26 protein-coding genes and 1 pseudogene are annotated in these 25,596 nt (G+C 64.9%); 16 read left to right on the plus strand and 11 right to left on the minus strand.

Annotated features, from left to right (window positions below; genetic code table 11):
• Positions 1 to 338 precede the first annotated feature (338 nt).
• Complete coding sequence (gene rpsT / locus F6X39_RS08855; RefSeq protein WP_027198671.1) at positions 339 to 617, plus strand: 30S ribosomal protein S20; 279 nt, start codon at positions 339 to 341, stop codon at positions 615 to 617.
• Positions 618 to 774: 157 nt separating this feature from the next.
• Here rpsT and F6X39_RS08860 read toward each other — a convergent pair whose 3' ends face one another.
• The gene (locus F6X39_RS08860; protein ID WP_187616358.1) at positions 775 to 1,122 is read right to left on the minus strand and encodes a DUF3579 domain-containing protein; all 348 of its coding nucleotides are present in this window, start codon (positions 1,120 to 1,122) and stop codon (positions 775 to 777) included.
• A 505-nt stretch (positions 1,123 to 1,627) separates the two neighbouring features.
• Here F6X39_RS08860 and argF point away from each other — a divergent pair.
• On the plus strand, positions 1,628 to 2,557 hold the full coding sequence (gene argF / locus F6X39_RS08865; protein WP_187616359.1) for an ornithine carbamoyltransferase: 930 nt from the start codon (positions 1,628 to 1,630) through the stop codon (positions 2,555 to 2,557).
• Between the two features lie 134 nt (positions 2,558 to 2,691).
• On the opposite strand, the gene murB is transcribed toward argF, so the two are convergent.
• Positions 2,692 to 3,732, minus strand: a complete 1,041-nt coding sequence (gene murB, locus F6X39_RS08870) for a UDP-N-acetylmuramate dehydrogenase (protein ID WP_187616360.1) — start codon at positions 3,730 to 3,732, stop codon at positions 2,692 to 2,694.
• A 284-nt stretch (positions 3,733 to 4,016) separates the two neighbouring features.
• Here murB and F6X39_RS08875 point away from each other — a divergent pair, with 284 nt between their 5' ends.
• On the plus strand, positions 4,017 to 4,502 hold the full coding sequence (locus F6X39_RS08875) for a YajQ family cyclic di-GMP-binding protein (RefSeq protein WP_018421633.1): 486 nt from the start codon (positions 4,017 to 4,019) through the stop codon (positions 4,500 to 4,502).
• A gap of 93 nt (positions 4,503 to 4,595) precedes the next feature.
• Here the strand turns inward: F6X39_RS08875 and plsY are convergent, their stop codons facing one another.
• Both plsY and ybaK read right to left on the minus strand, forming a co-directional pair.
• The gene (gene plsY, locus F6X39_RS08880; protein WP_184023064.1) at positions 4,596 to 5,231 is read right to left on the minus strand and encodes a glycerol-3-phosphate 1-O-acyltransferase PlsY; all 636 of its coding nucleotides are present in this window, start codon (positions 5,229 to 5,231) and stop codon (positions 4,596 to 4,598) included.
• Positions 5,232 to 5,373: 142 nt separating this feature from the next.
• Positions 5,374 to 5,865 carry a Cys-tRNA(Pro) deacylase gene (gene ybaK / locus F6X39_RS08885; protein WP_187616361.1) on the minus strand — a complete coding sequence of 164 codons (492 nt, stop codon included), beginning with the start codon at positions 5,863 to 5,865 and terminating at the stop codon, positions 5,374 to 5,376.
• A gap of 151 nt (positions 5,866 to 6,016) precedes the next feature.
• Here ybaK and F6X39_RS08890 point away from each other — a divergent pair, with 151 nt between their 5' ends.
• Positions 6,017 to 7,579, plus strand: coding sequence for a class I adenylate-forming enzyme family protein (locus tag F6X39_RS08890; RefSeq protein WP_187616362.1), 1,563 nt, complete (start codon positions 6,017 to 6,019; stop codon positions 7,577 to 7,579).
• A gap of 33 nt (positions 7,580 to 7,612) precedes the next feature.
• Here the strand turns inward: F6X39_RS08890 and xerD are convergent, their stop codons facing one another.
• The 3 genes from xerD to queG are packed head-to-tail and all read right to left on the minus strand — an operon-like array spanning position 7,613 to position 10,399.
• Entirely contained in the window at positions 7,613 to 8,569 is a 957-nt protein-coding gene (xerD, locus tag F6X39_RS08895) for a site-specific tyrosine recombinase XerD (protein WP_187614150.1), read from the minus strand.
• Positions 8,566 to 9,036: a methylated-DNA--[protein]-cysteine S-methyltransferase gene (locus F6X39_RS08900; RefSeq protein ID WP_090801634.1), complete on the minus strand. Its 471-nt coding sequence runs from the start codon at positions 9,034 to 9,036 to the stop codon at positions 8,566 to 8,568. The genes xerD and F6X39_RS08900 overlap by 4 nt, the downstream gene beginning before the upstream one ends.
• Positions 9,037 to 9,088: 52 nt before the next feature.
• A complete protein-coding gene (gene queG / locus F6X39_RS08905; protein WP_187616363.1) occupies positions 9,089 to 10,399 on the minus strand; it encodes a tRNA epoxyqueuosine(34) reductase QueG in 1,311 nt (436 codons plus the stop codon).
• Positions 10,400 to 10,416: 17 nt separating this feature from the next.
• Here queG and tsaE point away from each other — a divergent pair, with 17 nt between their 5' ends.
• Both tsaE and F6X39_RS08915 read left to right on the plus strand, forming a co-directional pair.
• Entirely contained in the window at positions 10,417 to 11,013 is a 597-nt protein-coding gene (tsaE, locus tag F6X39_RS08910) for a tRNA (adenosine(37)-N6)-threonylcarbamoyltransferase complex ATPase subunit type 1 TsaE (RefSeq protein WP_184066394.1), read from the plus strand.
• On the plus strand, positions 10,995 to 12,629 hold the full coding sequence (locus tag F6X39_RS08915) for an N-acetylmuramoyl-L-alanine amidase (RefSeq protein WP_187616364.1): 1,635 nt from the start codon (positions 10,995 to 10,997) through the stop codon (positions 12,627 to 12,629). The genes tsaE and F6X39_RS08915 overlap by 19 nt, the downstream gene beginning before the upstream one ends.
• Positions 12,630 to 12,711: 82 nt before the next feature.
• Here F6X39_RS08915 and F6X39_RS08920 read toward each other — a convergent pair whose 3' ends face one another.
• The gene (locus F6X39_RS08920; protein ID WP_187616365.1) at positions 12,712 to 13,593 is read right to left on the minus strand and encodes an EamA family transporter; all 882 of its coding nucleotides are present in this window, start codon (positions 13,591 to 13,593) and stop codon (positions 12,712 to 12,714) included.
• Between the two features lie 167 nt (positions 13,594 to 13,760).
• Between F6X39_RS08920 and F6X39_RS08925 the strand changes: the two genes are divergently transcribed.
• Positions 13,761 to 14,636 carry a pirin family protein gene (locus tag F6X39_RS08925; RefSeq protein ID WP_187616366.1) on the plus strand — a complete coding sequence of 292 codons (876 nt, stop codon included), beginning with the start codon at positions 13,761 to 13,763 and terminating at the stop codon, positions 14,634 to 14,636.
• A gap of 88 nt (positions 14,637 to 14,724) precedes the next feature.
• On the plus strand, positions 14,725 to 15,573 hold the full coding sequence (gene trxA, locus F6X39_RS08930) for a thioredoxin (RefSeq protein ID WP_184051515.1): 849 nt from the start codon (positions 14,725 to 14,727) through the stop codon (positions 15,571 to 15,573).
• A gap of 68 nt (positions 15,574 to 15,641) precedes the next feature.
• Here the strand turns inward: trxA and tcdA are convergent, their stop codons facing one another.
• The gene (tcdA, locus tag F6X39_RS08935; protein ID WP_187616367.1) at positions 15,642 to 16,499 is read right to left on the minus strand and encodes a tRNA cyclic N6-threonylcarbamoyladenosine(37) synthase TcdA; all 858 of its coding nucleotides are present in this window, start codon (positions 16,497 to 16,499) and stop codon (positions 15,642 to 15,644) included.
• Between the two features lie 266 nt (positions 16,500 to 16,765).
• Here tcdA and pdxH point away from each other — a divergent pair, with 266 nt between their 5' ends.
• From pdxH to F6X39_RS08950, 3 genes and pseudogenes are all read left to right on the plus strand, one after another.
• A complete protein-coding gene (gene pdxH, locus F6X39_RS08940) occupies positions 16,766 to 17,407 on the plus strand; it encodes a pyridoxamine 5'-phosphate oxidase (protein ID WP_187616368.1) in 642 nt (213 codons plus the stop codon).
• Between the two features lie 148 nt (positions 17,408 to 17,555).
• Positions 17,556 to 18,770 (plus strand): SAM-dependent methyltransferase, encoded by a 1,215-nt coding sequence (locus F6X39_RS08945; RefSeq protein WP_187616369.1) that lies wholly within the window; start codon positions 17,556 to 17,558, stop codon positions 18,768 to 18,770.
• Positions 18,771 to 18,866: 96 nt separating this feature from the next.
• Positions 18,867 to 20,203 (plus strand): annotated as a pseudogene (locus tag F6X39_RS08950) (DUF72 domain-containing protein).
• A 63-nt stretch (positions 20,204 to 20,266) separates the two neighbouring features.
• Here F6X39_RS08950 and msrA read toward each other — a convergent pair.
• The gene (gene msrA / locus F6X39_RS08955) at positions 20,267 to 20,806 is read right to left on the minus strand and encodes a peptide-methionine (S)-S-oxide reductase MsrA (protein WP_187616370.1); all 540 of its coding nucleotides are present in this window, start codon (positions 20,804 to 20,806) and stop codon (positions 20,267 to 20,269) included.
• A gap of 199 nt (positions 20,807 to 21,005) precedes the next feature.
• Between msrA and F6X39_RS08960 the strand changes: the two genes are divergently transcribed.
• Positions 21,006 to 21,254, plus strand: coding sequence for a hypothetical protein (locus F6X39_RS08960; RefSeq protein WP_187616371.1), 249 nt, complete (start codon positions 21,006 to 21,008; stop codon positions 21,252 to 21,254).
• Positions 21,255 to 21,305: 51 nt separating this feature from the next.
• Positions 21,306 to 21,815 (plus strand): flavin reductase family protein, encoded by a 510-nt coding sequence (locus F6X39_RS08965; protein ID WP_090801653.1) that lies wholly within the window; start codon positions 21,306 to 21,308, stop codon positions 21,813 to 21,815.
• A 79-nt stretch (positions 21,816 to 21,894) separates the two neighbouring features.
• Here F6X39_RS08965 and F6X39_RS08970 read toward each other — a convergent pair whose 3' ends face one another.
• On the minus strand, positions 21,895 to 22,410 hold the full coding sequence (locus tag F6X39_RS08970) for an Lrp/AsnC family transcriptional regulator (protein ID WP_018421651.1): 516 nt from the start codon (positions 22,408 to 22,410) through the stop codon (positions 21,895 to 21,897).
• A gap of 130 nt (positions 22,411 to 22,540) precedes the next feature.
• On the opposite strand from F6X39_RS08970, the gene kynB reads away from it, so the two are divergent.
• From kynB to kynA, 3 genes are read left to right on the plus strand one after another with little or no spacing between them, the layout of a single operon-like run.
• A complete protein-coding gene (gene kynB / locus F6X39_RS08975) occupies positions 22,541 to 23,245 on the plus strand; it encodes an arylformamidase (protein ID WP_187616372.1) in 705 nt (234 codons plus the stop codon).
• On the plus strand, positions 23,232 to 24,482 hold the full coding sequence (kynU, locus tag F6X39_RS08980; protein WP_187616373.1) for a kynureninase: 1,251 nt from the start codon (positions 23,232 to 23,234) through the stop codon (positions 24,480 to 24,482). The genes kynB and kynU overlap by 14 nt, the downstream gene beginning before the upstream one ends.
• Before the next feature lie 10 nt (positions 24,483 to 24,492).
• The gene (kynA, locus tag F6X39_RS08985) at positions 24,493 to 25,419 is read left to right on the plus strand and encodes a tryptophan 2,3-dioxygenase (RefSeq protein WP_187616374.1); all 927 of its coding nucleotides are present in this window, start codon (positions 24,493 to 24,495) and stop codon (positions 25,417 to 25,419) included.
• The last annotated feature ends 177 nt before the right edge of the window (positions 25,420 to 25,596 follow it).

Genomic DNA, 25,596 nt, shown 5'->3' on the forward strand with positions numbered 1-25,596 from the left:
CCAGCACATACGCGCCGACATGACGCCGCTCCGGTCATTGTGGCGCCGGCGCGTGTTTTCCGTTGTCACGTGCCTGATTTTGTTGCTATAATCGTCGGTTTCGAAGCTTGCTCAGTTTTCGAATGGTCTTCGGACGCGGTTCTCAGGTTGGCGCAGCGCCGCCTGTCAATACATCCGGATGCCTTGAAACACGGGCCTGCCTTCGCGTAGTTCGATCGATTTTTTCGACACTTTTGCGCCCTTGGGCAATCGCTTCCAAGGGTTCGGATCGAGAAGCAGCACCTCGCCTCATTATTGAAGGCCGGGTACTGGAAACAGGAACAGGATAAGGAACCGTCATGGCTAACTCCGCACAAGCACGCAAGCGCGCCCGCCAGGCCGCGAAGGCAAACTCGCACAACTCGGCACTGCGCTCGAAGTTCCGCACGGCTATCAAGGCTGTCCGCAAGGCAATCGACGCAGGCGATCACGCTAAGGCCGCCGAAATCTTCAAGGCATCGTCGAAGACCATCGACATCATCGCCGACAAGAACATCGTTCACAAGAACAAGGCAGCTCGCAACAAGAGCCGCCTCGCTGCAGCCGTCAAGGGTCTGCAAGCGCCCGCAGCGCAGTAATTCCGGTCGGCCCGCTTCGGCGGGCTACCTCCTGTTTCCGCTGCACAAGAAGCCCGCTTTGGCGGGCTTTTTTGTTTTGGTTGAATTGCCAGCCACAAAAAAACCCGCTGCTTGCGGGTTTTTGTTTTTTTGCTTTTGCCGATCCGGTCGACTTACATCAGATGACGTGCCGTTTGGCTTGCGGCGCAGGCGCATGCTCGAGTTCCAGTTCACACGCCTCGGTGACCAGCAGGTCGTTGTCTTTCGCGAAGTTCATAACGAAATCGAAGGCCATTGGTTCGATGTCGCGCAGCCGCGAATCGAGAATCACGCATTTGAGGTCGCCGATCATGGTCGGCCGCACGTACAGCGAGTACTGCATATAGGCGTTCGGCCCCTTCCTCACGCCGGGCCCGAACGACGACATGACGCCCGCGAGCCGCTCCGACCAGTCGCTCGGCCGAAATCTTTTTCCGGTCGACGTAATGCCCTGAATGAAATATTCGATTGGAGCTGCTTCGGCCATGTAGAAATACCTGTGTGACTGCCCAGCGGAATGACGACCAACCGGCGACGCCAGTTGTACGCTCGAACTCACCGCAAGCGGCATGTACGGCAAGCGCTTGCAGCCACCTGCGACGTGCGTGGGATCTGGCGCTAACGCAACAATGACGAACCGCACCACGAGAACCGCTGCGGCGAACCGGCTGAACCGCTCTGGCGTCTGTCATGACGGCCACGCCGTGACAGGCTTTCCGCGCCGCGCGAGCCGCGTTTCTTCATGCGAAACGCCGGCCTGCTGGGCTTTGGGATAACCCGCAGATTATAGCGCAGCGGGCCCTTTTCCGCAGCGCACACAAGCGCCTTCCGATGACCCCGCGAAGCCCGATACGACGCTTTCGAATCGCTTGCGGCGCCTTCCCGCCGACTCGTCAAACGAGGCGAAATCCTTTATGCTGCATGGAGTTACCACCAAACCGACGGCGGCGCAGTCCGGCAACCCTGCCGGGTGAGACCGCCGTATTTGTTTCATGACCGCCAAGAAAATTCGCCACTACCTGCAGTTCAAGGACTTCTCGCTGGAAGACTACGAGTACGTGCTGGAGCGCGCGCGCATCCTGAAACGAAAATTCAAGAACTACGAGACCTATCACCCGCTGCATGACCGCACGCTGGCGATGATCTTCGAAAAGAATTCGACACGCACGCGCCTGTCGTTCGAGGCCGGCATCTTCCAGCTGGGCGGCCACGCCGTGTTCATGAGCACGCGCGACACGCAGCTCGGCCGCGGCGAGCCGATCGAAGACGCCGCGCAGGTCATCTCGCGCATGGTCGACATCATCATGATCCGCACGTTCGGCCAGGACATCATCCAGCGCTTCGCCGAGAATTCGCGCGTGCCGGTGATCAACGGGCTCACGAACGAATACCACCCGTGTCAGGTGCTCGCAGACATCTTCACGTACTTCGAGCATCGCGGTCCAATTCGCGACAAGACGGTCGCGTGGGTCGGCGACGCGAATAACATGCTGTACACGTGGATCGAAGCCGCGCAGATTCTCGGCTTCAGGCTGCGCCTGTCCACGCCGCCCGGCTACAAGCTCGACCGCGCGCTCGTCGCGGCAGAAAGCGCGTCGTTCTACGAGGAATTCGACGACCCGAACGAAGCCTGCACGGGCGCCGATCTCGTCACCACCGACGTGTGGACCAGCATGGGCTTCGAGGCCGAGAACGAAGCGCGCAAGAAGGCCTTCGCAGACTGGTGCGTCGACGCCGACATGATGGCGCGCGCGAATCCCGACGCGCTCTTCATGCACTGCCTGCCCGCGCATCGCGGCGAAGAAGTCAGCGCGGAAGTGATCGACGGAGCGCAGAGCGTCGTGTGGGATGAGGCGGAAAACCGTCTGCACGTGCAGAAGGCGTTGATGGAATACCTGCTGCTCGGCAAGCTCAATCACTGAGCGAGCCGCTGGTCCATACACGCGCCGGAACCGCGGGCACAAAAAAGGCGCCGGGAGGAAACTCCCGGCGCCTTTTGCATTCGTCGGCGGCGACGCTCCGCGGGCAGTTCAGCGCGAAAAGAGAGAACTGCCGCTCACAGGCAAACTGGCTCCGCCTCCAGTTCCACGCCGAATCGCTCGAACACGTCGTGCTGGATCGCCCGTGCCAGCGCCAACACTTCCGTGCCGCTCGCGCCACCGCGATTCACCAGCACCAGCGCCTGTCGCTCATGCACGGCCGCCGCGCCCATCGCGCGACCCTTCCAGCCGCATCGGTCGATCAGCCAGCCGGCCGCCAGCTTCACCCGCCCATCCGCTTGCACATGCGACACGACTTCCGGCTCGCGACGCTTCAGCGCCTCGAACTGGGCGGCATCGATTACCGGATTCTTGAAGAAGCTCCCCGCGTTGCCCAGTTCGAGCGGATCGGGCAGCTTCGCACGCCGCACGGCGACGACCGCATCGAAAATGGCTTGCGCGGTCGGCTGCGCGGCCGCCCCCTCGGCTTGGCCAGCGCTCGCCGCATGACCGCGCGCCGCCAGCTCGCGCGCGAGATCCGCGTAGCCCGCGCGCGGCTGCCACGCCTTCGGCAAACGGAATGTCACCGACGTAATCACGAAGCGCTCGCGCCCTTCCCGCTTGAAAAAGCTGTCGCGGTAGCCGAACCGGCACGCATCGCCGTCGAGTTCGACGGCCTCGCCGGTCGCGAGCTCGATCGCCCGCAGCGACGCGAAGCGTTCGCACATTTCGAGCCCGTACGCGCCGATGTTCTGGATTGGCGCCGCGCCGACCGTGCCAGGAATCAGCGCGAGATTCTCGAGGCCGGGCATGCCCTGCGCCAACGTCCACGCGACGAACTCGTGCCACGGCTCGCCGCCGGCCGCCTCGACATACCACGCATCCTGATCCTCGCGCACCACGCGGCGCCCGCGCAGCGCCACCAGCAGCACGAGCCCGGCGAAGTCGCCGGTCAGCATGACGTTGCTGCCACCGCCCAGCACGAGGCGCGGCAGGCCCTCGACGCGCGGATCGCGCACCGCGGCGAGCAACTGTTCCTCACGCTCGACCAGGCACGCTAACTGCGCGCGCACGTCGAAGCCGAACGTGTTGTGGGCCTTCAGTGGATAGCCGGCCATGAGGGACGCGACGGCGGGAGCGGCAAGAGCGGATTGGGACATCGGAATGGCAACAGGGCAACGACGGGAAGCAACAGGAATCGACGAAAAACAACCAATGACGCGCCTGACGACACGAGCGGCGCCGCCCGACGCGGGATCGCCCGCCGTCGCGACGCCGCGCGGCGGCCTTGGGCAAAAGAGAGCGGCGTCGGTAAAATGACGTCCGGTCCGTGATTATAGCGAGTGCCTCGCGCTCAGCCGACCGGCTGTGTCGCGCACTGCCGCACTATTGGGAGAAAGCAATGCCATCGTTTGACGTCGTCTGCGAAGCGAACATGATCGAAGTCAAGAACGCGATCGAGCAGTCCAACAAGGAAATTTCGACGCGTTTCGACTTCAAGGGGTCCGACGCGCGCGTCGAACACAAGGAAAACGAAATCACCGCGTACGCCGACGACGACTTCAAGCTCGGCCAGGTGAAGGACGTGCTGCTGTCGAAAATGGCCAAGCGCAACGTCGACGTGCGCTTCCTCGACTACGGCAAGATCGAGAAGATCGGCGGCGACAAGGTCAAGCAGGTCATCAAGATCAAGAAGGGCGTCTCGGGCGATCTGTCGAAGAAAATCGTGCGTCTGGTGAAGGACAGCAAGATCAAGGTGCAGGCGAGCATTCAGGGCGATGCGGTGCGCATCACCGGTGCGAAGCGCGATGATCTGCAAAGCGTGATCGCGATGCTGCGCAAGGACGTGACCGACACGCCGCTCGACTTCAACAACTTCCGCGACTAAGCGGCGCGACGCGCCTGGCTTGCAACGAGCCTCACGCGGACCCGGAAGCGCTTTGCATCGGGCCATCGGGCCGGGCGAAGCGCTCAGCCCACTTCAAAGATCGTTGCCCGCCGCCGGACCGGCTGCCTTCTTTTTGTCGCCGATACGGCTCTCCTGCCCCCGCATCAGCTTCGCAATATTGCCGCGATGCCGCCACACGAGCAGCAGGCTCATCACCAGAACCGCGAGCGCGACGATGCGCGGCCCGAACAGAAACACGTAGAACAGCGGCGCGAACAGCGCCGAGCACAGCGCCGCGAGCGACGAGTAGCGCGTAAAGAACGCGACGATCAGCCAGGTTAGCAAGGTCGCGACGCCGAGCGTCGGGTTGATCGCGAGCAGCACGCCCGCGGCGGTCGCGACGCCTTTGCCGCCCTTGAAGCGGAAGAAAATCGGATACAGGTGACCGAGAAACACCGCAAGCGACGCAATCGCGATCGCGCGCTCGTCGAGCCCGTAACGCGCGCCGAAATGCACGACCAGCCATACCGGCAGCCAGCCCTTGAAGGCGTCGCCGATCAGCGTCAGAATCGCGGCCTTCTTGCTGCCGCTGCGCAGCACGTTGGTGGCGCCCGGGTTGCCCGAGCCGTACGAGCGCGGGTCGTCGAGGCCCATCGCGGCGCTCACGATCACGGCAAACGACAACGAACCGATCAGATAGGCAACGACAGCGACGATCAGGTTTTGCATCTGGGACTCTTATAAGGATCGCGGTCTGACATTCGATACCCCAACCGCAACAGGGCATGCCCGTCGAATCAGGGCGGCGCACATTTTACCGAACGCGTCCGCGCGAAAAACATTCAGGCAAACGTCAACCCGCTCATCGGCGTCAGTCCACGCTCGCGCATTGCACCGGCTTTGCCGCGAGCAGATCGGTGAGCACCTTCGGCTCGATGCTGACGAGAAAGCCGCGCCGCCCGCCGTTCAACCAGATTTTGTCCATCTCGAGAATGGTCGACTCGACATACACCGGCATCTGCTTGCGCGTGCCGAACGGCGACGTGCCGCCGATCAGATAACCCGAATGCCGGTTCGCGACCTCGGGCTTGCACGGCTCGACGCGCTTCGCGCCGATCTGCCGCGCGAGGTTCTTGGTGCTGACGGTGCGATCGCCGTGCATCAGCACGATCAGCGGCTTCGCGTGCTCGTCTTCCATCACCAGCGTCTTCACGACGCGATGCTCGTCGACGCCGAGCTGGCACGACGATTCCGCGGTGCCGCCATGCTCGACGTAGTCGTAAGGATGCTCGCCGAACGTGACGCCGTGACGGCGCAGCAACTGCGTGGCGGGTGTTTCCGACACATGTCTGGATTTGCTCATCGGCGCATTGTAATGGCGAGTTTGCACAACGGCTATTTGCCGGATGGCCAATTGTGCGGGTTCGACACTTGTGGCACGATCGTTCGAAAATATGCCGGCGCGGTGCGAGATACTGCGCGCAGGGCTACGAATTGGTAAAGAGGTGACAGTGTTGAAGCAGGCTTCATCCATCCGTTCCACGATCGATATCCCCGCGCTGCTCGCCGCCCTGCCCGCCCGCATCGGCGACATTCCGGCGCTCGCCGCCGCACACGATCCGCGGCATGTCGCGCTGATCGAAGATGCGCGCCGCCTGACCAACGCGCAACTGCGCGAGGCCGTCGATGCGGCCGCCGCGCTGCTGCGCGACTGGGGCGTGCGCGGCGGCGATCGCGTGATGATCGTCGCCGAGAACAGCATCGCGCAAATCGTGCTGCTGTTCGCGACCGCGAAGCTCGATGCATGGGCGCTCGTGTCGAACGCCCGGCTGTCGGCCGCCGAACTCGATTCGATCCGCGCGCATGCGCAACCGCGCGTCGTCGCGTATGCGCTCGAAAGCTCGCCCGACGCGCGCCAGCATGCTGAGCGGCATCGAGCGACGCACGCACCCACGCTGTCGCCGGACATCGGCGCATGGTCGTATGTGGTAGACAGCAGCGTGCAAGCCGAAGCCGTCGAAGCCGCCAGCGACCGCCAATGCGCGGCGCTGATCTACACGACCGGCACCACCGGCACGCCGAAAGGCGTGATGCTGTCGCATCGCAATCTGCTGTACATCGCGGCCGTGTCGAGCCGGCTGCGCCAGGTCGGGCCCGACGACGTCGTCTATGCGGTGCTGCCGATCTCGCATGTGTACGGCTTCGCGTCGGTGTGTCTCGGCAGCCTGCATGCGGGCGCGACGTTGCGGCTCGCGCCGCGCTTCGTGCCGGAAGCGGTGCGCCTCGCCCTCGCCACCGAGCACGTCTCGATCTTCCAGGGCGTGCCGGCGATGCACGCGAAGCTGCTCGAACATCTGCACACGCACGGCCACGCATGGTCCGCGCCGCGACTGCGCTTCGCGTACTCGGGCGGCTCGCCGCTCGACGCCGCGCTGAAAGCGCAGGCCGAAGCCCTGTACGGTCTGCCGCTGCACAACGGCTACGGCATGACCGAAAGCAGCCCGACCGTGTCGCAGACGATGGTCGACGCACCGCGCGCCGATTGCTCGGTCGGCGAGGTCATTCCGGGCGTCGAAGTGAAGTTCGTCGGGCTCGACGGCGCCGACGCCGCGCCGGGCGAGATCGGCGAGCTATGGGTGCGCGGGCCGAACGTGATGCTCGGCTATTACCGCAACCCCGAGCAGACCCGCGCGAGCGTCACCGAGGATGGCTGGCTGAAGACCGGCGACCTCGCGCGGCAGGCCGCGGACGGCGCGTTGCATATCGTCGGGCGCAGCAAGGAGCTGATCATCCGCTCGGGCTTCAACGTGTATCCGGCCGAGGTCGAGCACGTGCTGAACGCGCATCCGCAGGTAGTACAGTCGGCGGTGATCGGACGCGCGGTCGAGGGCAACGAGGAGGTGATCGCGTTCGTCGAACTGGTTTCCGGCGCGACGGTCACGCCCGCGGAGTTGATCGCGTGGTGCGGCGAGCGGCTCGCGCCGTATAAGCGGCCAGCCGAGCTGAAGGTGCTCGCAGCGCTGCCGGCCGCATCGACCGGCAAGATTCTCAAGCACCGGTTACGCGAGTTCGTGTGAAGCGCGTGGGCACCCGCGCGCTTCACGTCGTGCTCACCCGCGCGGATGATGCTGCGCATGCAGCGATTTCAGCCGCTCTCGCGCGACGTGCGTGTAGATCTGCGTCGTCGAAATATCGGTGTGACCGAGCAGCAATTGCACGACGCGCAGATCCGCGCCGTGATTGAGCAGATGGGTCGCGAACGCGTGCCGCAGCGTGTGCGGCGACAACGGCGCATGGACGCCCGCAGCCTGCGCGTGTCGCTTGATGATGTTCCAGAACTGCTGGCGCGTCATGCCTTCCGCGCGTGTCGTCACGAATAGCGCATCGGCCGCGCGCGGGCCGAGGAGCGCCGGGCGCGCCTCGCGCAGATAGCGCTCGATCCACGCGTGCGCCTCTTCGCCGAACGGAACCAGCCGCTCCTTCGAGCCCTTGCCAGTGACGCGCACGACGCCTTCGTTGAGTCCCACCTCGACGGTTTTCAGTGTGACCAGTTCGGTCACGCGCAAGCCGCTCGCGTACATCAATTCGAGCATCGTGCGATCGCGCAAGCCGAGCGGCGTGTCGATGTCGGGTGCGCCGAGCAACGCTTCGACCTGGACCTCGCTCAACGTCGACGGAAATCGCGGCGGCTGCTTCGCCGAGCGGATGCGCAAGGTCGGATCGGCGGCCGCGCGATGCTCGCGCACCGCCCACGCGTAATAGCGGCGAAACACCGACAGCCGGCGGTTCGCCGAGGTCGCCTTGTCCTTTTGCCGCGCCGCGCTGTAGGCGCTCAGGTCGGCTTCGCTCGCGGTGTCGAGCGAAGCGTTGCGCGCGTGCGCGAGCCATTCGCAGAAGAGCCGCAAGTCGCGGCGATATGCGTCGAGCGTGTTGCGCGACAGGCCATGTTCGAGCCACAGCGCGTCGCAGAAGGCGTCGATCGATGCGGAGCTGGTCAGCAGCAGCGGTGATGCGGCGGCTGTGTCTTCGACGTGTACAGCGGTATCGGTGGTGGTGCTCGTGCTCATACGTACGGCACACCTTCATGCGCGAGCAACCAGCGCTTCACGTTGCGGAAGAAGCCGTCGCCGCCATCGTGCGCGAAGCCGCCGATGCCGCTCGAACTCACCACGCGGTGACACGGAATCACGATCGGAAAGAAATTGGCGCCGCACGCCTGGCCGACCGCGCGCGGCACGCTGCCGAGCTGCTTGGCGAGTTGTCCGTAAGTCAGCACGACGCCGGGCGGGATGTCGCTGATCGCCTGCCACACGCGCCGCTGGAACGCGGTGCCGCACTCGGCGAGCGGCAGCTCGAATTTCGCTGACGCGTGCTCGAAATAACGCTCGATCTGTTCGGCCACCTCGCGTGCGAGCGGCGTGTCGGGCGCGACGTTGGGCGTCGAGTCGGGCAGATAGACGATCTCGCGCACGGCTTCGCCTTCGAGCCGGATGCCGATCTTGCCGAACGGCGCATCGATCACTGCGTTGAACATGATTGCCTGCTCCTCTAGCGTGCCAGATTGCCGGCACCGAATTGTCACGACTTTACGCCGCTTCGAGCGCCCACTCCACATGCTCGCGCACGACCGCCGACGGATCGTCGGCTCGCTGCCTCAAAGCCAGCACGATCGCGCCACGGGCATCGAGGTCGAGACTTCCTGGCGCGGCGCGCAACGCGTTACCCATGCCGACCGCGAGATTGCGCAGCCAGCTCTCGTAGCCGATGCGGCGAATCGCGCTGCCCTGCATGCGCGTATCGAACTCCTCGGCGCTCCACGCGAACAGTTCGACCAGCGACGCGCGATCTAGCCCGTGCCGCACGTCGAAATCGGCGACCGGTGCGGCCTGCGCGAACTTGTTCCAGGGACACACGAGCTGGCAATCGTCACAGCCGTACACCCGATTGCCGATCAGCGGCCGCAGGTCGAGCGGAATACTGCCCTTCAGCTCGATCGTCAGATACGAGATGCAACGCCGCGCGTCGACCTTGTACGGCGCGACGATCGCCCCGGTCGGACAGGCGCCGATGCAGCGCGCGCAGCTGCCACAATGCGAGCCCGGCGTTTCGGGCGCGGCCTCGGGCGAGGTTTCTGCGTCGGTCGGCAGCGGGACGTCGACATAGATCTCGCCGAGGAAAAACAGCGAGCCGGCGTCGCGCTGCAGCAGCAACGTGTGCTTGCCGCGCCAGCCGATGCCGGCCTTCTGCGCAAGCTCGACTTCGAGCACCGGCGCCGAATCGGTGAACACGCGATAGCCGAACGGCCCGATCGCCGCTTCGATCCGGTCGGCCAGTTGTTGCAGGCGCTGGCGCATCACCTTGTGATAGTCGCGGCCGCGCGCGTAGATCGACACGACCGCCGTCGACGGGTCCGCGAGCCGCGCGTGCTCGGCCGCGCGCCAGTCGCGCGCGCGGGGTGTGGCGCGTGAGGCGGGTTGCGTTACGTCTTGCGGCATGCTTTCAGGCGCGCTTTCATGGCCCCCTTCATGCGCCCCTTCAGCCGCCTCTGCTTCCAGCGTCTGCGCAGGCAAATAGGCGATGCGCGCGGTGATCACGCGTCGCGTGCCGGCCACAAGCTCGGCCGGCCGCGCGCGTTTCATGCCGTGTTTGGCCATATAATCCATCTCGCCGTGGCAACCCGCTTCGAGCCACGCTGCAAGCGGCGCTTCGGCGGCCGACAGATCGGTATCGCTAATGCCGATCGCCCCGAAACCGAGTTCACGGCCCCACGTCTTGATGTCGAGCGCGAGCGCACGAAGCGCCGCCTCGTCGAAACGGGACGTTGCGCCAGAAGCTCGCATGGCATCATCGGCCGATGCGGGCGTGCAGAAAACAGGGGACTTCGGACTTCGGTTCATCACGCCATTTTACGAGAATGCCTGTCAATCCCGATCACGCGCCCCTACCGTCCGCTCCCGTGCTGCTCGAACGCTCTTTCGCGCTCGCGGACGAAGCCGCCACGCAGGCGTTCGGCGCGCGCTTCGCACAGGCGATCGAAAGCGTGCGCGCGGCCTCGCATCAGGCACAGCCAGCCCAGCCTGGCGCCGCAAGCGGCCCCGCGTTCCACGGCCTGCAAGTCCAACTGGTCGGCGACCTCGGCGCCGGCAAAACCACGCTCGTGCGCGCGACCTTGCGCGGCCTCGGCCACACCGGCCGCGTGCGCAGTCCGACCTACACGCTCGTCGAACCGTATGTGCTCGAGCGGCCCGCCGGGGAACTTGCGCTCTATCACTTCGATCTGTACAGATTCACCGATCCGGCCGAATGGGCCGACGCGGGCTTTCGCGAATATTTCGACAGCGGCGCGGTCTGCCTCGTCGAATGGCCGCAACGCGCGGGACCGCTGCTCGGCGTGCCGGATCTCGTCTTCTCGCTCGGGCTCGTCGGCAACACAGACGCAAACGCGGACGCACGCGTACTCGTCGCACGCGCTTATAGCGAATCAGGAAAGGCATGTCTCGAAAGATGTTAATCAAACCATTCCATTCGATCGAATCGGCGGCGGGCGCAACGCATAACTGGCGGCGCCGGCAGATCCTGGGCGCGGGTGCGTCGACGCTGGTGCTCGGCCTCGTCGCCCCGCGTCTCGCGTTTGCGAGCTCGGTGCTCGGCGTGCGCGTGTGGCCCGCGCGCGACTACACGCGCGTGACGATCGAATCCGATCAGCCGCTGCAGAACACGCAGCAACTGCTGCAGGGACCGGACCGGCTCGTCGTCGATCTGAACGGCCTCGACCTCGATCAGGCGCTGAAGGAGCTGGTCTCGAAGATCACACCAAACGATCCGCAGATTTCGTCGGTGCGGGTCGGGCAGTATCAGCCGCACGTGGTGCGCATGGTGTTCGACCTGAAGGGCTCGGTGAAGCCGCAGGTGTTCGCGCTGCCGCCGGTCGGCGCGTACAAGTACCGGCTCGTGTTCGACCTGTATCCGGCTGTCGCGCCCGATCCGTTGATGGACCTGCTCGCGCAGACCGAGCGCAAGCAGCAGGCGCTCAACGAAGAAAACAGCGCGCCGCCCGCAACGCTTGCCGGCCCCGGCACGGCGCCGCCGGTCGACAACAGCGAAGCGTTCTTCGAGCACTACGCGCAGAACGGTGGCGCCGGCAATGGCGCCGCGGGCGTACCGCATCCGCCCACGCATGGCACGACGGCGCCGTCCGCGCCGGTCATTGCCGGCAGGCAGGCGGCGCCGTCCGCGCCGGTCATTGCCGGCAGGCAGGCGGCGCCCTCCGCGCCGCCTGCCGCACTGGCGCGCAACAAGGGTGGCAACGCCAACAGCAACAGCACCGCACGCGGTCTCGACAGCAACAACGACAACCTCGGCGACAGCGGCGACACCTACGCATTCACCACACCGAAGTCGAGCCGCAGCAACACCGTGCGACTGCTCACCGTCGCAATCGATCCGGGTCATGGCGGCGAGGACCCGGGCGCGATCGGCGGCGCAGGCACCTACGAGAAGCACGTCGCGCTCGACATCGCGAAGAAGCTGCGCGCGAAGATCGACGCGCAGCCGAACATGCGCGCGATGATGACGCGCGACGCCGACTTCTTCGTGCCGCTGAACGTGCGCGTGCAGAAAGCGCGCCGCGTCGGCGCGGACCTGTTCGTGTCGATCCACGCGGACGCGTTCACGACGCCCGAGGCGAAGGGCTCCTCGGTGTTCGCGCTGTCGGAGCACGGCGCGTCGAGCGCGGCCGCGCGCTGGATGGCGAACAAGGAGAACTCGTCGGATCTGATCGGCGGCATCAACATCAAGTCCGCCGACGCCACCGTGAATCGCGCACTGTTCGACATGTCGACCACCGCGCAGATTCGCGACTCGATGCGCTACGGGAATTTCGTGCTCAAAGAGATCGGCGACATCAACAAGCTGCACAAGGGCTCGGTCGAGCAGGCCGGTTTCGCGGTGCTGAAGGCGCCGGACATTCCGTCGATCCTCGTCGAGACCGCGTTCATCAGCAATCCGGACGAAGAGCGCCGCCTCAACGACGACGCGTATCGCGACAAGATGGCGAGCGCGATCCTGACCGGCATCAAGCGCTATTTCGCGGCGAATCCGCCGCTCGCGAAGAGCCGCATGACGTGATGTCGGCACACACGAAGCAATAAAAAAACGGCCTCGCGGCCGTTTTTTTATTCACGCTCGCGACGCGTGGTGCAACGGTTGCTCAGCGTGCCGGTATCAAGCGCTGCACGACCCAGCCGCCGAACACGTTGACCGCGAGCCCCGCCATCACGAGCAACGCGCCCGCCACCTGCATCGCAGACAGTTGCTCGCCGAGCAGCAGCGACGCCGACGCGAGTCCGACGATTGGCACCAGCAGCGAGAACGGCGCGACCTGGCTCGCCGGATAGCGCGACAGCAGACGGCTCCACAAGCCATAGCCGAGCAGCGTCGCGATAAACGCCAGATAGACGATCGCGAAGATCGACAGCGCGCTGATACCGGTCAGCGCGGCGGCGATCTCGCGCGGCCCTTCGAACACGAACGACGCCGCGAAAAACGGCAGCGGCGGAATCAGGCTCCCCCACACGACGAGTCCGACCAAATCGACCTTGCCAACCTTCTTCGTAACGATGTTGCCGAGTGCCCACATGCACGCGGCGCACAGCGTCAGCAGGAAACCAGCGACGGACATCGTGTGGCCGCCTTGCAGGCCGATCACCGCAAGCCCCGCCGCGGCGATCAGCAGACCCGCGACGTTCGGCAAACGGAAGCGCTCGTGCAGAAACAGCGCCGCGAAGATCAGCGTGAAAAACGCCTGCGCCTGAAGTACCAGCGATGCAAGCCCCGCCGGCATGCCGACGTACATCGCCGAGAACAGGAACGCGAATTGCCCGAACGAGATCGTCGCGCCGTAGGCGAACAGCCACCGCCACGGCATCTGCGGCCGCTTGACGAAAAACACCGCCGGGACCGCAGCGAGCGTAAAGCGCAGCGCGCCGAGCAGCATCGGCGGCACGCCGTGCAGGCCGACCTTGATCACGACGAAATTGACGCCCCACGCGAGCACGACGATCAGCGCGAGCAGCAAGTCCCTGGGCGACATCCGGGTCTCCAAAGAAATGGTTCGATCTGGCAGTGTAACGGAGGCCGCAAATTCGCTTCGTTGCGCCCGCTCATGGCGAGCGTGCGCCGTTGCCGTCGGCAGCGCGCGACGCGCAGTAGAATCGACCATCCGAGCCTTCTCCTTCCACTTTCCCGTCGAGCCTGCCCATGACTTCCTCGATCAAAGCCGTCCTCAAACCGCACTTACGCGACATCGGCAATCTGACCGTGCGGCGCGTGCTGCCCGCGATGGCGGCGCGCCTCGTCGGCCCGTTCATTTTCTTCGACCACATGGGCCCCGCGACCCTCGAACCCGGCAGCGGCCTCGACGTGCGCCCGCATCCGCATATCGGCCTCGCGACCGTCACCTATCTGTTCGACGGCGCGATCATGCATCGCGACAGCCTCGGCTCCGAGCAGAAGATCGTCCCCGGCGACGTCAACTGGATGACGGCCGGGCGCGGCATCGTCCATTCGGAGCGAACGCCGCCGGAAGACCGCGCGCGCGGCCAGACGATTCACGGCATCCAGACCTGGGTCGCGCTGCCGCTCGCCGATGAAGACGCCGAGCCGTCGTTCGCGCATCACGCGGCGGCGAGCTTGCCGGTCGTCGAGCGCAACGGCGTGACGCTGCGCGTGATCGCGGGCGCCGCGTTCGGCGCGGTGTCGCCGGTCGCGACGTTTTCGGGCACGCTGTACGTCGCCGCCGACTTCACGCCGGGCAGCGCGTTCGCGCTCGAACCGGAGCACGAGGAGCGCGGTGTATATCTGGTGGAAGGCGATCTGGAGATCGACGGCACGCCGCTCGAAGCGGGCCAGATGGCCGTGCTCGCGCTCGACGAAACCGTCACGCTCGCGAGCACGCACGGCGCGCGCGCGATGCTGCTCGGCGGCGAGAAGCTCGACGGCGAGCGCTTCATCGAATGGAATTTCGTCGCGAGCTCGCGCGAGAAGATCGAAGCCGCGAAGCTCGCGTGGACCAATCAGGAAATGGGCCACGTGCCCGGCGAAACCGAATGGATTCCGCTGCCGCAGCGCAAGTGACGGCGCCGGGCCGCGCGCCAGGGCGGGCATTGAATTAGTGCGATTCGGCCCCAGCTAACCACGAACCGTTTCTATCGACGAGGACGCAATGGACACCACTCTGGCCACTTTCGAACAGGACGTCATCAAGGCGTCGATGCTGGCCCCCGTGCTGGTCGATTTCTGGGCGCCGTGGTGCGGCCCCTGCAAGAGTCTCGGCCCGATGCTCGAAAAGCTCGAAGCCGAAGCCGCCGGCAAATGGAAGCTCGTGAAGGTCAACGTGGACGAGAACCACGAGCTGGCCGCGCACTTCCAGGTGCGCAGCATTCCGCACGTGATCGCGTTCGCCGACGGCCAGGCCGTCGATCAGTTCGTCGGCGTGCTGACGGAAGGACAGCTGCGCGAGTTCCTCGACCGGCTCGTGCCGCAAGGGGCGCCGGCCGCGCGCATCGAAGCGCAGACCGCGCTCGCCGAAGGCCGCCGCGACGACGCCTACGACCTGCTGCAAGCGGCGCTCGCGTACGACCCGGGCTTCGACGACGCGCGCATGGACCGCATCGAGTTACTGCTCGAAGACAACCGCATCGATGAGGCGCGCAACGAAGTCGATCTGCTGTCGCCGAAAACCACGCAAGGCATCGACGCGCGTTTCAACGCGATCAAGACGCGGCTCGACGCGGTGGACGCCGCCGCGGACCTGCCGCCCACCGATGCGCTCGAAGCGCGTGTCGCCGGCAACCCCGACGATCTCGAAGCACGCTTCGATCTTGCGAATGCGTTTATCGCGCGACGCAAATACGCGCAGGCGCTCGAACATCTGCTCGCGATCGTGCAACGCGACCGCGCGTTCCGCGACGATATCGGCCGCAAGACGATGTTGTCGGTGTTCGATCTGGCCGCGCATCAGCCGGAGCTGGTGTCGCAGTGGCGGCGCAGGCTGAGCGCGTCGTTGTATTGATCGATTGTGATGTTTTGCCCGATGGCAGCCTGGGTCAGCGCGGTTGAAACCGCCGCCCGGGCTGCCACCTAAACCGTCGCCTTCTTCGCAAGCTCCCGCAACACGTACGCCGCGGCCGCAAAACCAAAGCTCGCGGTCACGCACACGCTGGAGCCAAACCCCGCGCAGTTCAAGCCGACCGGCCCCGTATGCCCCGGCGACGTGCTCACGTGCTCGGCTTCTTCATCGATATCGCAGACGGCCGCTTCCGGATAGATCAGCGGCTCGTCGGAATACACGGCGTTCACCTTGAACTTCGCCTTCGGCCCGCGCGGAAAGCCATGCTGCTTGCGCAACTGCCCGCGCACCTTCGACAGCAGCGGGTCCTGGATGGTCAGCGCGAGATCGTCGATGCGGATCCGCGTCGGGTCGAGCTGACCGCCCGCGCCGCCGACCGTGATCAGCGGCTGCTTGCGCTCGACGCACCATGCGATCAGCGCGGTCTTCGTGCGCACACTGTCGATCGCGTCGATCACATAGTCGAAGCCGTCGCCGAGCGTGGCCGCGAAATTGTCCGGCTCGACGAAGTCCTCGATCAGCCGCACCTCGCAGTACGGATTGATTGCCGCGATGCGTTCGGCCATCGCTTCGACCTTCGGTTTTCCGTAGTTGCCGTCGAGCGCGTGAATCTGCCGGTTCGTATTGCTTTCCGCGACGTTGTCGAGATCGATCAGCGTCAGCGTGCCGAGCGCGCTGCGCGCAAACGCCTCCGCGACCCACGACCCCACCCCACCGATGCCGATCACCGCGACGTGCGCACCCTCGAATGCGGCGAGCGCGGGCGCGCCATACAGACGGGCGATGCCGCCGAAACGGCGCGCGCGGTCGGCGGTTTCGTTCGCGTCGAGGCTGGTAGTAAGATCGGATTGCGCGGTGGTGCTGGACATGATGGCAGGGCTCGAAAACACAGGCGGAACAAAGCAGGCGGCGGCGCTTTGGCAAATTGCCTGGGCAAATTGCTCTGGCAAATGGGGCGCGCAGCCCGTATTTTGCCTGAACACGTGAAAACAGCCGCGCAGGACCACGAGCAGTGACGCGATGTTGCAGGCTTGCGCTGGCGCAACATGCGCCGCGCCATACGTTGCTCCGCTCACGCGCAAAAACCTGACGCCTTAGCTATACTTGGCCCACACTGTAGCGTTCGCATAAGAACATGATCTCACTCGCCGAGCTTCGAAAAAACTACTCGCTGGGTTCACTGGACGTTGCCGACGTCAACCGCGATCCGTTCCGTCAATTCGACACGTGGTTCCAGCAGGCCATCGACGCCAAGCTGCCCGAGCCGAATGCAATGACGCTGGCCACGGTCGACGCGCGCGGCCGGCCTTCGGCACGCATCGTGCTCATCAAGGGCGTCGACGAGCGCGGTTTCGTATTCTTCACCAACTATGAAAGCCGCAAGGGCCGCGAACTGAACGTGAACCCCTACGCGAGCCTGCTGTTTCACTGGATCGAACTCGAACGCCAGGTGCGCATCGAGGGCCGCGTCGTCAAAACGAGCGAGGCAGACAGTGACGCGTATTTCGCGTCTCGTCCGCTCGGCTCGCGGATCGGCGCATGGGCATCGAATCAGAGTCAGGTGATTGAAAGCCGTTCGCAGCTCGAAGTACGCGAACGCGAAATCAGCCTGCAATATGGCGAAAATCCTCCGCGTCCGCCGCACTGGGGTGGCTACCGTCTGGTGCCCGACGCGATCGAATTCTGGCAGGGGCGGCCGTCTCGGCTGCACGATCGTCTGCTTTACACGCGCGCGGAAGAAAGCGCCAACTGGCTGATCGCACGCCTGTCGCCCTGACCGTCGATGACCGGACGAATGAGGCCGGCGGCGGCGCCAACGTAGCGGCGCGCGTCGGCGGGATTGCGTTGCGCGGCCCGCGGAATGCGCCGCGCCGTGTCGCGATCCACATAGCTTTGCTTTAAATCAACGAACACGGAGAGATCACATGTTCTGGGAGAAAAAGCTGGCGCAGTGGGTTGAAGATGTCAAAACCACAGCTAACCTGCCCGCACGCCTCGTGCTGTGGGACGGCCAGCAACACGACTTCGGGCAGTTCGCCGCGCCCCGGGTCACGCTACACGTGAAGAGCGCAACCGCGCTGCCCTATCTGCTCGAACCGAGCCTCGACAATCTTGGCGAAGCCTATGTCAAAGGCAAGATCGACATCGAGGGCAAGCTGTCGGACATCATCAATATCGGCTATCAGCTCGCGCGCAGTACCGTGACGAGCGCCGGCAAGCTCGCGCGCGTGCGGCGCTACTTCAATCACTCGAAGACGTCGGATAAGAAAGCGATCCAGTATCACTACGACGTGTCGAACGAGTTCTACAGGTTGTGGCTCGACGAGAACATGGTCTACTCGTGCGCGTACTTCGAGACCGGCACCGAAGACCTCGCGACCGCGCAGCTGAAGAAAATCGATCACATTCTGACCAAAATCCAGCTGCAGCCCGGGCAGCGTCTGCTCGACATCGGCTGCGGCTGGGGCGCGCTCGTGCTGCGCGCCGCGCAGAAGTTCGGCGCGAAGTGCGTCGGCGTCACGCTGTCGCAGAACCAGTTCGATCTCGCCACCGCGCGCGTGAAAGCGGCGGGCCTCGAAAACCAGATCGATATCCGCCTGCAGGACTATCGCGACATCAAGGGGCAGTTCGACCGCATCACGAGCGTCGGCATGTTCGAGCACGTCGGCCGCAAAAACCTGCCCGGCTATTTCCAGAAGATGCACGATCTGCTCGCCGACGACGGCATCGCGATGAACCACGGCATCACGTCGAGCGACGCCGATAGCGGCGAAACCGCGCTCGGCGGCGGTGAGTTCATCGACCGCTTCGTGTTCCCGGACGGCGAGCTGCCGCACATCAGCCTCGCGCTCGAAGCGATGCAGCGCGGCGGGCTCGAACCGGTTGACGTCGAAAGCCTGCGCCGTCACTATGCGCACACGCTCGACATCTGGGCGGAAAATTTCGAAGCCCACGCAGACGAGGCGCGCAAGCTCGTCGATGACGAAAAATTCCGCATCTGGCGCGTGTATCTGGCCGGCTGCGCGTATGCGTTCGAAAACGACGACGTGTCGATTTTCCAGGTGGTGTGCCGCAAAGCCGGCCGCAGCGCGAAAACCCTGCCGTGGTCGCGCCGCTACATGTACGAAAAACCGCTGTGACCCGGCTGTGACCCGGTTTGTGACCGGTCGCGCCGCGGCGGCGTGCATGGAGCGCGCGCCGCGGCGCAATTCTGATGAACAGCAGGCCGGACATTGATGGACCAGAGCAGGACGAGTGACGTTGAAGAGCCGTTGAACGGCAAGGACGGCAGCGCGGACGATGCGGCGCATCAGGCCACGCAGCAGTTCGATCTGTTCGGGATGCCGGTGGAGGCCGCGGCAGAAGCGCCGGCCATGTCCGCACGTGAAGCCGATTCGGCCCAAGCGCTGCCGCGCAGCCAGAGCACAAGCGCACGCCGAAGACCGCAATTTCCAACGCCCCCGCGTCGCTGTTCGAAGCCGACACCCCGCCCGACAGCCCCGCTCCTGAACCAGACTCCGCCCCGGCCTCCGCCGGCGCCCCGAAAAGGCGCCGCAGCCGCGACGTGCTCGCTGCACCGCCGTCGCCGGAGCTGCTCGCGCTCGCGGCGCAATTGCCGCCGCAGATCCACCTCGGCACGTCGACATGGTCGTTCCCGGGTTGGACAGGCATCGTCTACGGCGATGACTACAGCAACAGCAAACTGTCGCGCGAGGGCTTGAGTGCGTACGGCGCACATCCGCTGCTGAAGACGGTCAGCATCGACCGCTCGTTCTACCAGGCGTTGACGGTCACCGAATACCTGCGCTACGCGCAGCAGGTGCCCGAGCACTTCCGCTTCATCGTCAAGGCGCCGATGACGATCACCGACGCCACCGTGCGCGCCGAGCGCGGCGAGCCGGTGTCGCTGAACCCGTGCTTCCTGAACGCGCGGATGGCGCTCGACGATTTCGTCACGCCCTGCCTCGAAGGCCTCGGCGCAAAGGCCGGCGCGCTGGTGTTCCAGTTCTCGCCGCTGCCGGATCAGATGCTCGCGCAGCCGGCGGTATTCATCGAACGACTGGGAGAGTTTTTCGACGCGCTGCCCGAGCTGCCCGACGGCAGTTGCTACGCGGTCGAGATTCGCGACGCGAGCCTGCTCACGCCGCGCTTCATCCGCATGCTGAAGACGGCTGGCGTGCGCTACTGCGTCGGCATTCATGCGCGGATGCCCGATCCGCTGCGCCAGGCCGCGGCGCTCGCGCTGCTCGATGGCGAGCCGGCCGGTCCGCTGATCGTGCGCTGGAGCCTGCACGGCGGTTTCAAGTACGAACAGGCGAAGGCGAAGTACGAGCCGTTCAACCGGCTCGTCGACGAAGATCCGGCGACGCGCGCGTCGCTCGCCGAACTGGCCGCGCGTTACGCGCTCGCCGGTCAGCCGGTCGTGATCGCGGTCAACAACAAGGCGGAGGGATCGGCGCCGCTCAGCTGCGTGAAACTGGCCGAAGAAATCGTCGAAGCCTGCGTGCGTGTCACGCAGGGACGCGGCGATAACGGCGACGAGGTGCCATCGCAAGCACAGGAACCGCAGTGACGAACAGCAGGGGGCGGTCTCACGCATCCGCCCGTTGCCGACTCCAATCCTCGCGCTGCGCCGTTAACCCGCCTTGATCCGATGCGCGAACTTCTGGCGGAATTTCGCGACTTTCGGCGCTACCACGAACGAGCAGTAGCCCTGATTCGGATGCTGCGCGAAATAGTTCTGGTGATAAGCCTCGGCGGGCCAGTAGTTGTCGCCGAGCGGCAGCACCTCGGTCACGAGCTTGCCGTCGTAGATGCGCTGTTCGCCGATCTCGCGAATCGCCTGCAGCGCGGTTTCGCGCTGCGCGTCGGAATGCGTGAAGATCACCGAGCGGTATTGCGTGCCGACGTCGTTGCCCTGCCGGTTCAGCTGGGTCGGATCGTGGATCGCGAAAAAGATGTCGAGAATCTCGCGATAGCTGATCTTGGCCGGATCGAAGTCGACCTTGACCACCTCCGCGTGACCGGTGTCGCCGTCGCAGACCTGCTCGTAGCTCGGATGGCGCGTGTGACCGCCCGCATAACCCGACTCCACCGCATTGACGCCCTCGACGCCCAGATACACCGCTTCGAGGCACCAGAAACATCCACCGCCGAGCGTTGCTGTCTCGTTCATAAGCTTCACCCCAGGATCAGATTCACACAATGATCGGCAGCCGGCCTGCGTAGCGCCGCCGTATCTGCCACCGCATCCGAATATATGGCCGAAAACGCGTTCCGAAAGGCGCAGTCAGGCACGAGTCAGGCACCCGTCGCGCAATGACCGCAAATCCGGCCGTGCAGATATCGAGTATAGAAACGCCGGCACGCGACGTGTGAATAACCGTGCCTCACACACGCAGGCGCCGCGCCCGCGCCTCGATCCGGCACGATCGGCAAATTTTCGGGTGCAGCCTTTCGAGGAGATCGTCGATGCAGCCGCCCGGCTGCCACGCACCGCACGCATCGTGGTGCGGCGCGCGCGGCGATTGCAGTTAAAATTGGCGGAAATCAACGATTTTCACCATGACTTTCGAAACATCCGCTTCCCGCCGCGCGGGTATACGCTTCAATTCGCGCCTTGATTCGCGCTGCAGTCGTTCTTTCACACGGCGCGCGACGGGGGCCTCGCCCCGATGAAGCGCGCGAGCCCACCCAACTTCGACCCGTCCGCGTTCAAACAGGCGCTCAGCCAGTTCGCGACCGGCGTCACCGTGATTACGACGCGCGCCGCATCCGGCCAACTGATCGGCATCACGGCCAGTTCGTTCAACTCGGTGTCGCTTTCTCCGCCGCTCGTGCTGTGGAGTCTCGCGACGCGCTCCGCGTCGATGCCGGTGTTCCGCGCCAACAGTCACTACGTGATCAATGTGTTGGCCTCGACGCAGCTCGATCTGTGCAAGCGCTTCGCGACCGTGAAGGGCGACCGCTTCGAGGGCGTGTCGCACGCGGCGGGCGACAGCGGCATGCCGGTCCTCGACGGCGCACTCGCGTGGTTCGAATGCCATAACCGCAGCCGCTACGAGGAGGGCGACCACGTGATTTTCGTCGGCGAAGTGGAGCGCTGCGGTGTGCACGAAAATGCCGCGGACATGCTGCCGCTCGTGTTCCAGAGCGCGCAGTTCCACGGCCTGAAGCCGCTTTGAGCGGCGCGGCGCTTCGCTGGCGTCTGTAGCGCCTGTCGGTCGGACGCGTCGAAAACGGCGCGCCCCGCCCTCATCATCCTCAACGGTCGCTATGCGTGGCTCCGTGCCCGCTGTTCTTCTTCACGAGCGACACCGGCACGCCCGAATCTTCCTTCAGCGTTTCGAGCACGATGTTCGAGCGGATGTCCATCACCCCCGGCGCCTTGTACAGGCGATTGAGCACGAAATCCGAATAGTGCTTGAGGTTATGCGCGAGCACGCGCAGCAGATAGTGGGTTTCGCCGGTCACGACGAAAGCGCCGACCACTTCGGGCCAGTCGCGCAGCGCTTCGGCAAAACTCTCGTGCCAGTTCTGCTGGTCGTTGCGCATCGATACCTGCACGAACGCTTCCAGCTCGAACCCCAAAACTTCGCGGTTCAGGCACGCTCGGTAGTGTTCGATGACGCCCTGCTCTTCCAGCAGACGCAGGCGTCGCAGACAGGCCGATGGCGAGAGCGAGATGCGCTCCGCCAGGTCGAGATTGCTGATCCGTCCTTCCTGCTGAAGCACCGTCAAGATACGGCAATCGGTGGCGTCGAGCGAGATCGCGTTCATATTCGGTCTCCCTTTCCGGTTTGACTCAAATTATGTTCCAAGACGCGGCTGGTAAGGAGATTTTTTCGCAATCACATTTCACAGCTTGACCTCTATCATTTAGAGATAGTCACCAACCGTCGACACCGTCATGCGAGCACTCTGGGACATCACCCCCGCCGTCGATACCGCCACGCCCGTCTGGCCGGGCGACACGCCGGTCGGCATCGAGCGCGTCTGGCGCATGGAGGCTGGCTCGCCGGTCAATGTCGCGCGTCTGACGATCTCGCCGCACACCGGCGCGCATACCGATGCGCCGCTGCACTACGACGCCGACGGCGCCGCAATCGGCAACGTGCCGCTCGACGCATATCTCGGTTTATGCAGAGTGATTGACTGTATCGGCGCATCGCCTGTTGTGACGCCACAACATCTGGCCGGCTCGCTCGACGATTTGCCGCCGCGAGTCTTACTGCGCACTTACAGAAAAGCGCCGACGCGCGAGTGGGATAGTGCGTTCTGCGCGGTCGCGCCCGAGACTGTCGACCTGCTCGCCGCGCGCGGCGTGACGCTGCTCGGCATCGACACGCCGTCGCTCGATCCGCAGGAATCGAAGACGATGGATGCGCATCACCGCATTCGCGCGCACCGGATGGCGATTCTCGAGGGCATCGTGCTCGACGCGGTCGAACCCGGCGACTACGAACTGATCGCGCTGCCGCTGAAGCTGACCGCGCTCGACGCGAGCCCGGTGCGCGCGGTGCTGCGTGCACTGCCCGGTTCGCGCTCAGCCACGCTCCCCGGCGAGCGATCAACCCGACAACCCAACCCATCGAACCACCATGAACCATCGTGATGAAGCCGTGGCGCTCGACAGCGCCGAACCGCTCGCAGCGCTGCGTGACCAGTTCGCGCTGTCGCCGACGACCATCTATCTCGACGGCAACTCGCTCGGCGTGCCGCCGGCCGCCGCCGCGCAGCGCGCGCAGACCGTGATCGCCGCCGAATGGGGCGAAGGACTGATCCGCAGCTGGAACAATGCCGGCTGGTTCGCGCTGCCACGCCGACTCGGCAACAAGCTCGCGCCGCTGATCGGCGCGGCCGAAGACGAAGTCGTGATTACCGACACGATCTCGATCAACCTGTTCAAGCTGCTGTCGGCCGCCGTGCGGCTCGCCAATGCGCGCGATCCGAAGCGTCGCGTGATCGTGTCCGAGCGCTCGAACTTCCCGAGCGATCTGTATATCGCGCAGGGCCTGATCGAGCAGCTCGATCGCGGCTACGAGCTGCGCCTCGTCGACGATCCGTCCGAACTGCCCGACGCGATCGGCGAGGACACCGCGATCGCGATGATCACGCACGTGAACTACCGCACCGGCTACATGCACGACATGGCCGCGCTGACGAAGCTGATTCACGACAGGGGCGCGCTCGCGCTGTGGGATCTCGCGCATTCGGCGGGCGCGGTGCCGGTCGATCTGAACGGCGTCGGTGCCGACTACGCGGTCGGCTGCACGTACAAGTATCTGAACGGCGGTCCCGGTTCGCCCGCGTTCGTGTGGGTGCCCAGACGTCACCAGAACGAGTTTGCGCAGCCGCTGTCGGGCTGGTGGGGGCATCGCGCGCCGTTCGAGATGAACCCGACGTATCAGCCCGACAACGGCGTGGGCCGCTACCTGTGCGGCACGCAGCCGATGGTGTCGATGGCGCTCGTCGAATGCGGGCTCGACGTGTTCCTGCAAACGTCTATGCAGGCGGTCCGCCAGAAGTCGCTCGCGCTGACCGATCTGTTCATCGAACTCGTCGAGACACGTTGCAGCGAATTTCCATTGAAGCTCGCGACGCCGCGTGAGCATGCGAAGCGCGGCTCGCACGCGAGCTTCGAACATCCGCACGGCTACGAGGTGATGCAGGCGCTGATCTCGCACGGCGTGATCGGCGACTATCGCGAGCCGCACGTGCTGCGCTTCGGCTTCACGCCGCTGTACACGCGCTTCGTCGACGTATGGGACGCCGTCGAAATCTTGCGCGACGTGCTCACTCGCGAGGCCTGGCGGGCCCCTGAATTCGCCCAGCGCGGCGCCGTTACCTGAGGACGACAGAATGACCGATCACATGCACACGCCGGGCTTGCCAGAAGAACCGGCGGCACAAGGCTGCCCGTTCGGGCACGGACGGACGGCGTCGGCGCCGTCCGCGAGCGCGGCCGACAGCGGCTGGCACGACGCGCAGCTCGACTTCTCGGAGTCGATGAGCTACGGCGATTATCTGTCGCTCGGCACGGTGCTGGACGCGCAGCATCCGTTGTCGCCGGATCACAACGAGATGCTGTTCATCATCCAGCATCAGACGAGCGAGCTATGGATGAAGCTCGCGCTGTACGAACTGCGCGCGGCGCTCGCGGCCGTGCATCGCGACGACCTGCCGCCCGCGTTCAAGATGCTTGCGCGCGTGTCGCGAATCATGGAGCAGCTGGTGCAGGCGTGGAGCGTGCTCGCGACGATGACGCCGTCCGAATACACGGCGATGCGGCCGTACCTCGGCCGTTCGTCGGGCTTTCAGTCGTATCAGTACCGGCAGATCGAATTCCTGCTCGGCAACAAGAACGAGCAGATGCTGAAGCCGCACGCGCATCGCGCCGACGTGTACGCGCAAGTGAAGGCATCACTCGAAGCGCCGTCGTTCTACGACGAAGTGGTGAGGCTGCTCGCGCGCCGCGGCTTCAGGATTTCGCCCGCGCGGCTCGAACGCGACTGGACGAAGCCGACCGAACATGATGCATCGGTCGAAGCGGCGTGGCTCGAGGTGTATCGCAATCCGTCCGAGCATTGGGATCTGTACGAGATGGCCGAGGAACTCGTCGATCTGGAGGATGCGTTTCGCCAGTGGCGCTTCCGCCACGTGACGACGGTCGAGCGCATCATCGGCTTCAAGCAGGGCACCGGCGGCACGAGCGGCGCGCAGTATCTGCGCAAGATGCTCGACGTCGTGCTGTTTCCCGAGCTGTGGCACGTGCGGACGATGCTGTAACGGTTAGCGCGTGTAAGGCACTTCCCGGGCAAACCTGGCATCCTGGCGGGGAACAAAGAGCAAGCCATCACTACTTGCAGTGATACAGAACAGGCACCGTGCATCGGGCCACGGAAAATTCGGAGTTGTCCGAATCTTGAGCGACGGTCCGCACGGCAGCATCGGAACCCCATAAAA

The organism is Paraburkholderia sp. UCT2, from assembly GCF_014397665.1.
Classification (GTDB): Bacteria; Pseudomonadota; Gammaproteobacteria; order Burkholderiales; family Burkholderiaceae; genus Paraburkholderia; species Paraburkholderia tuberum.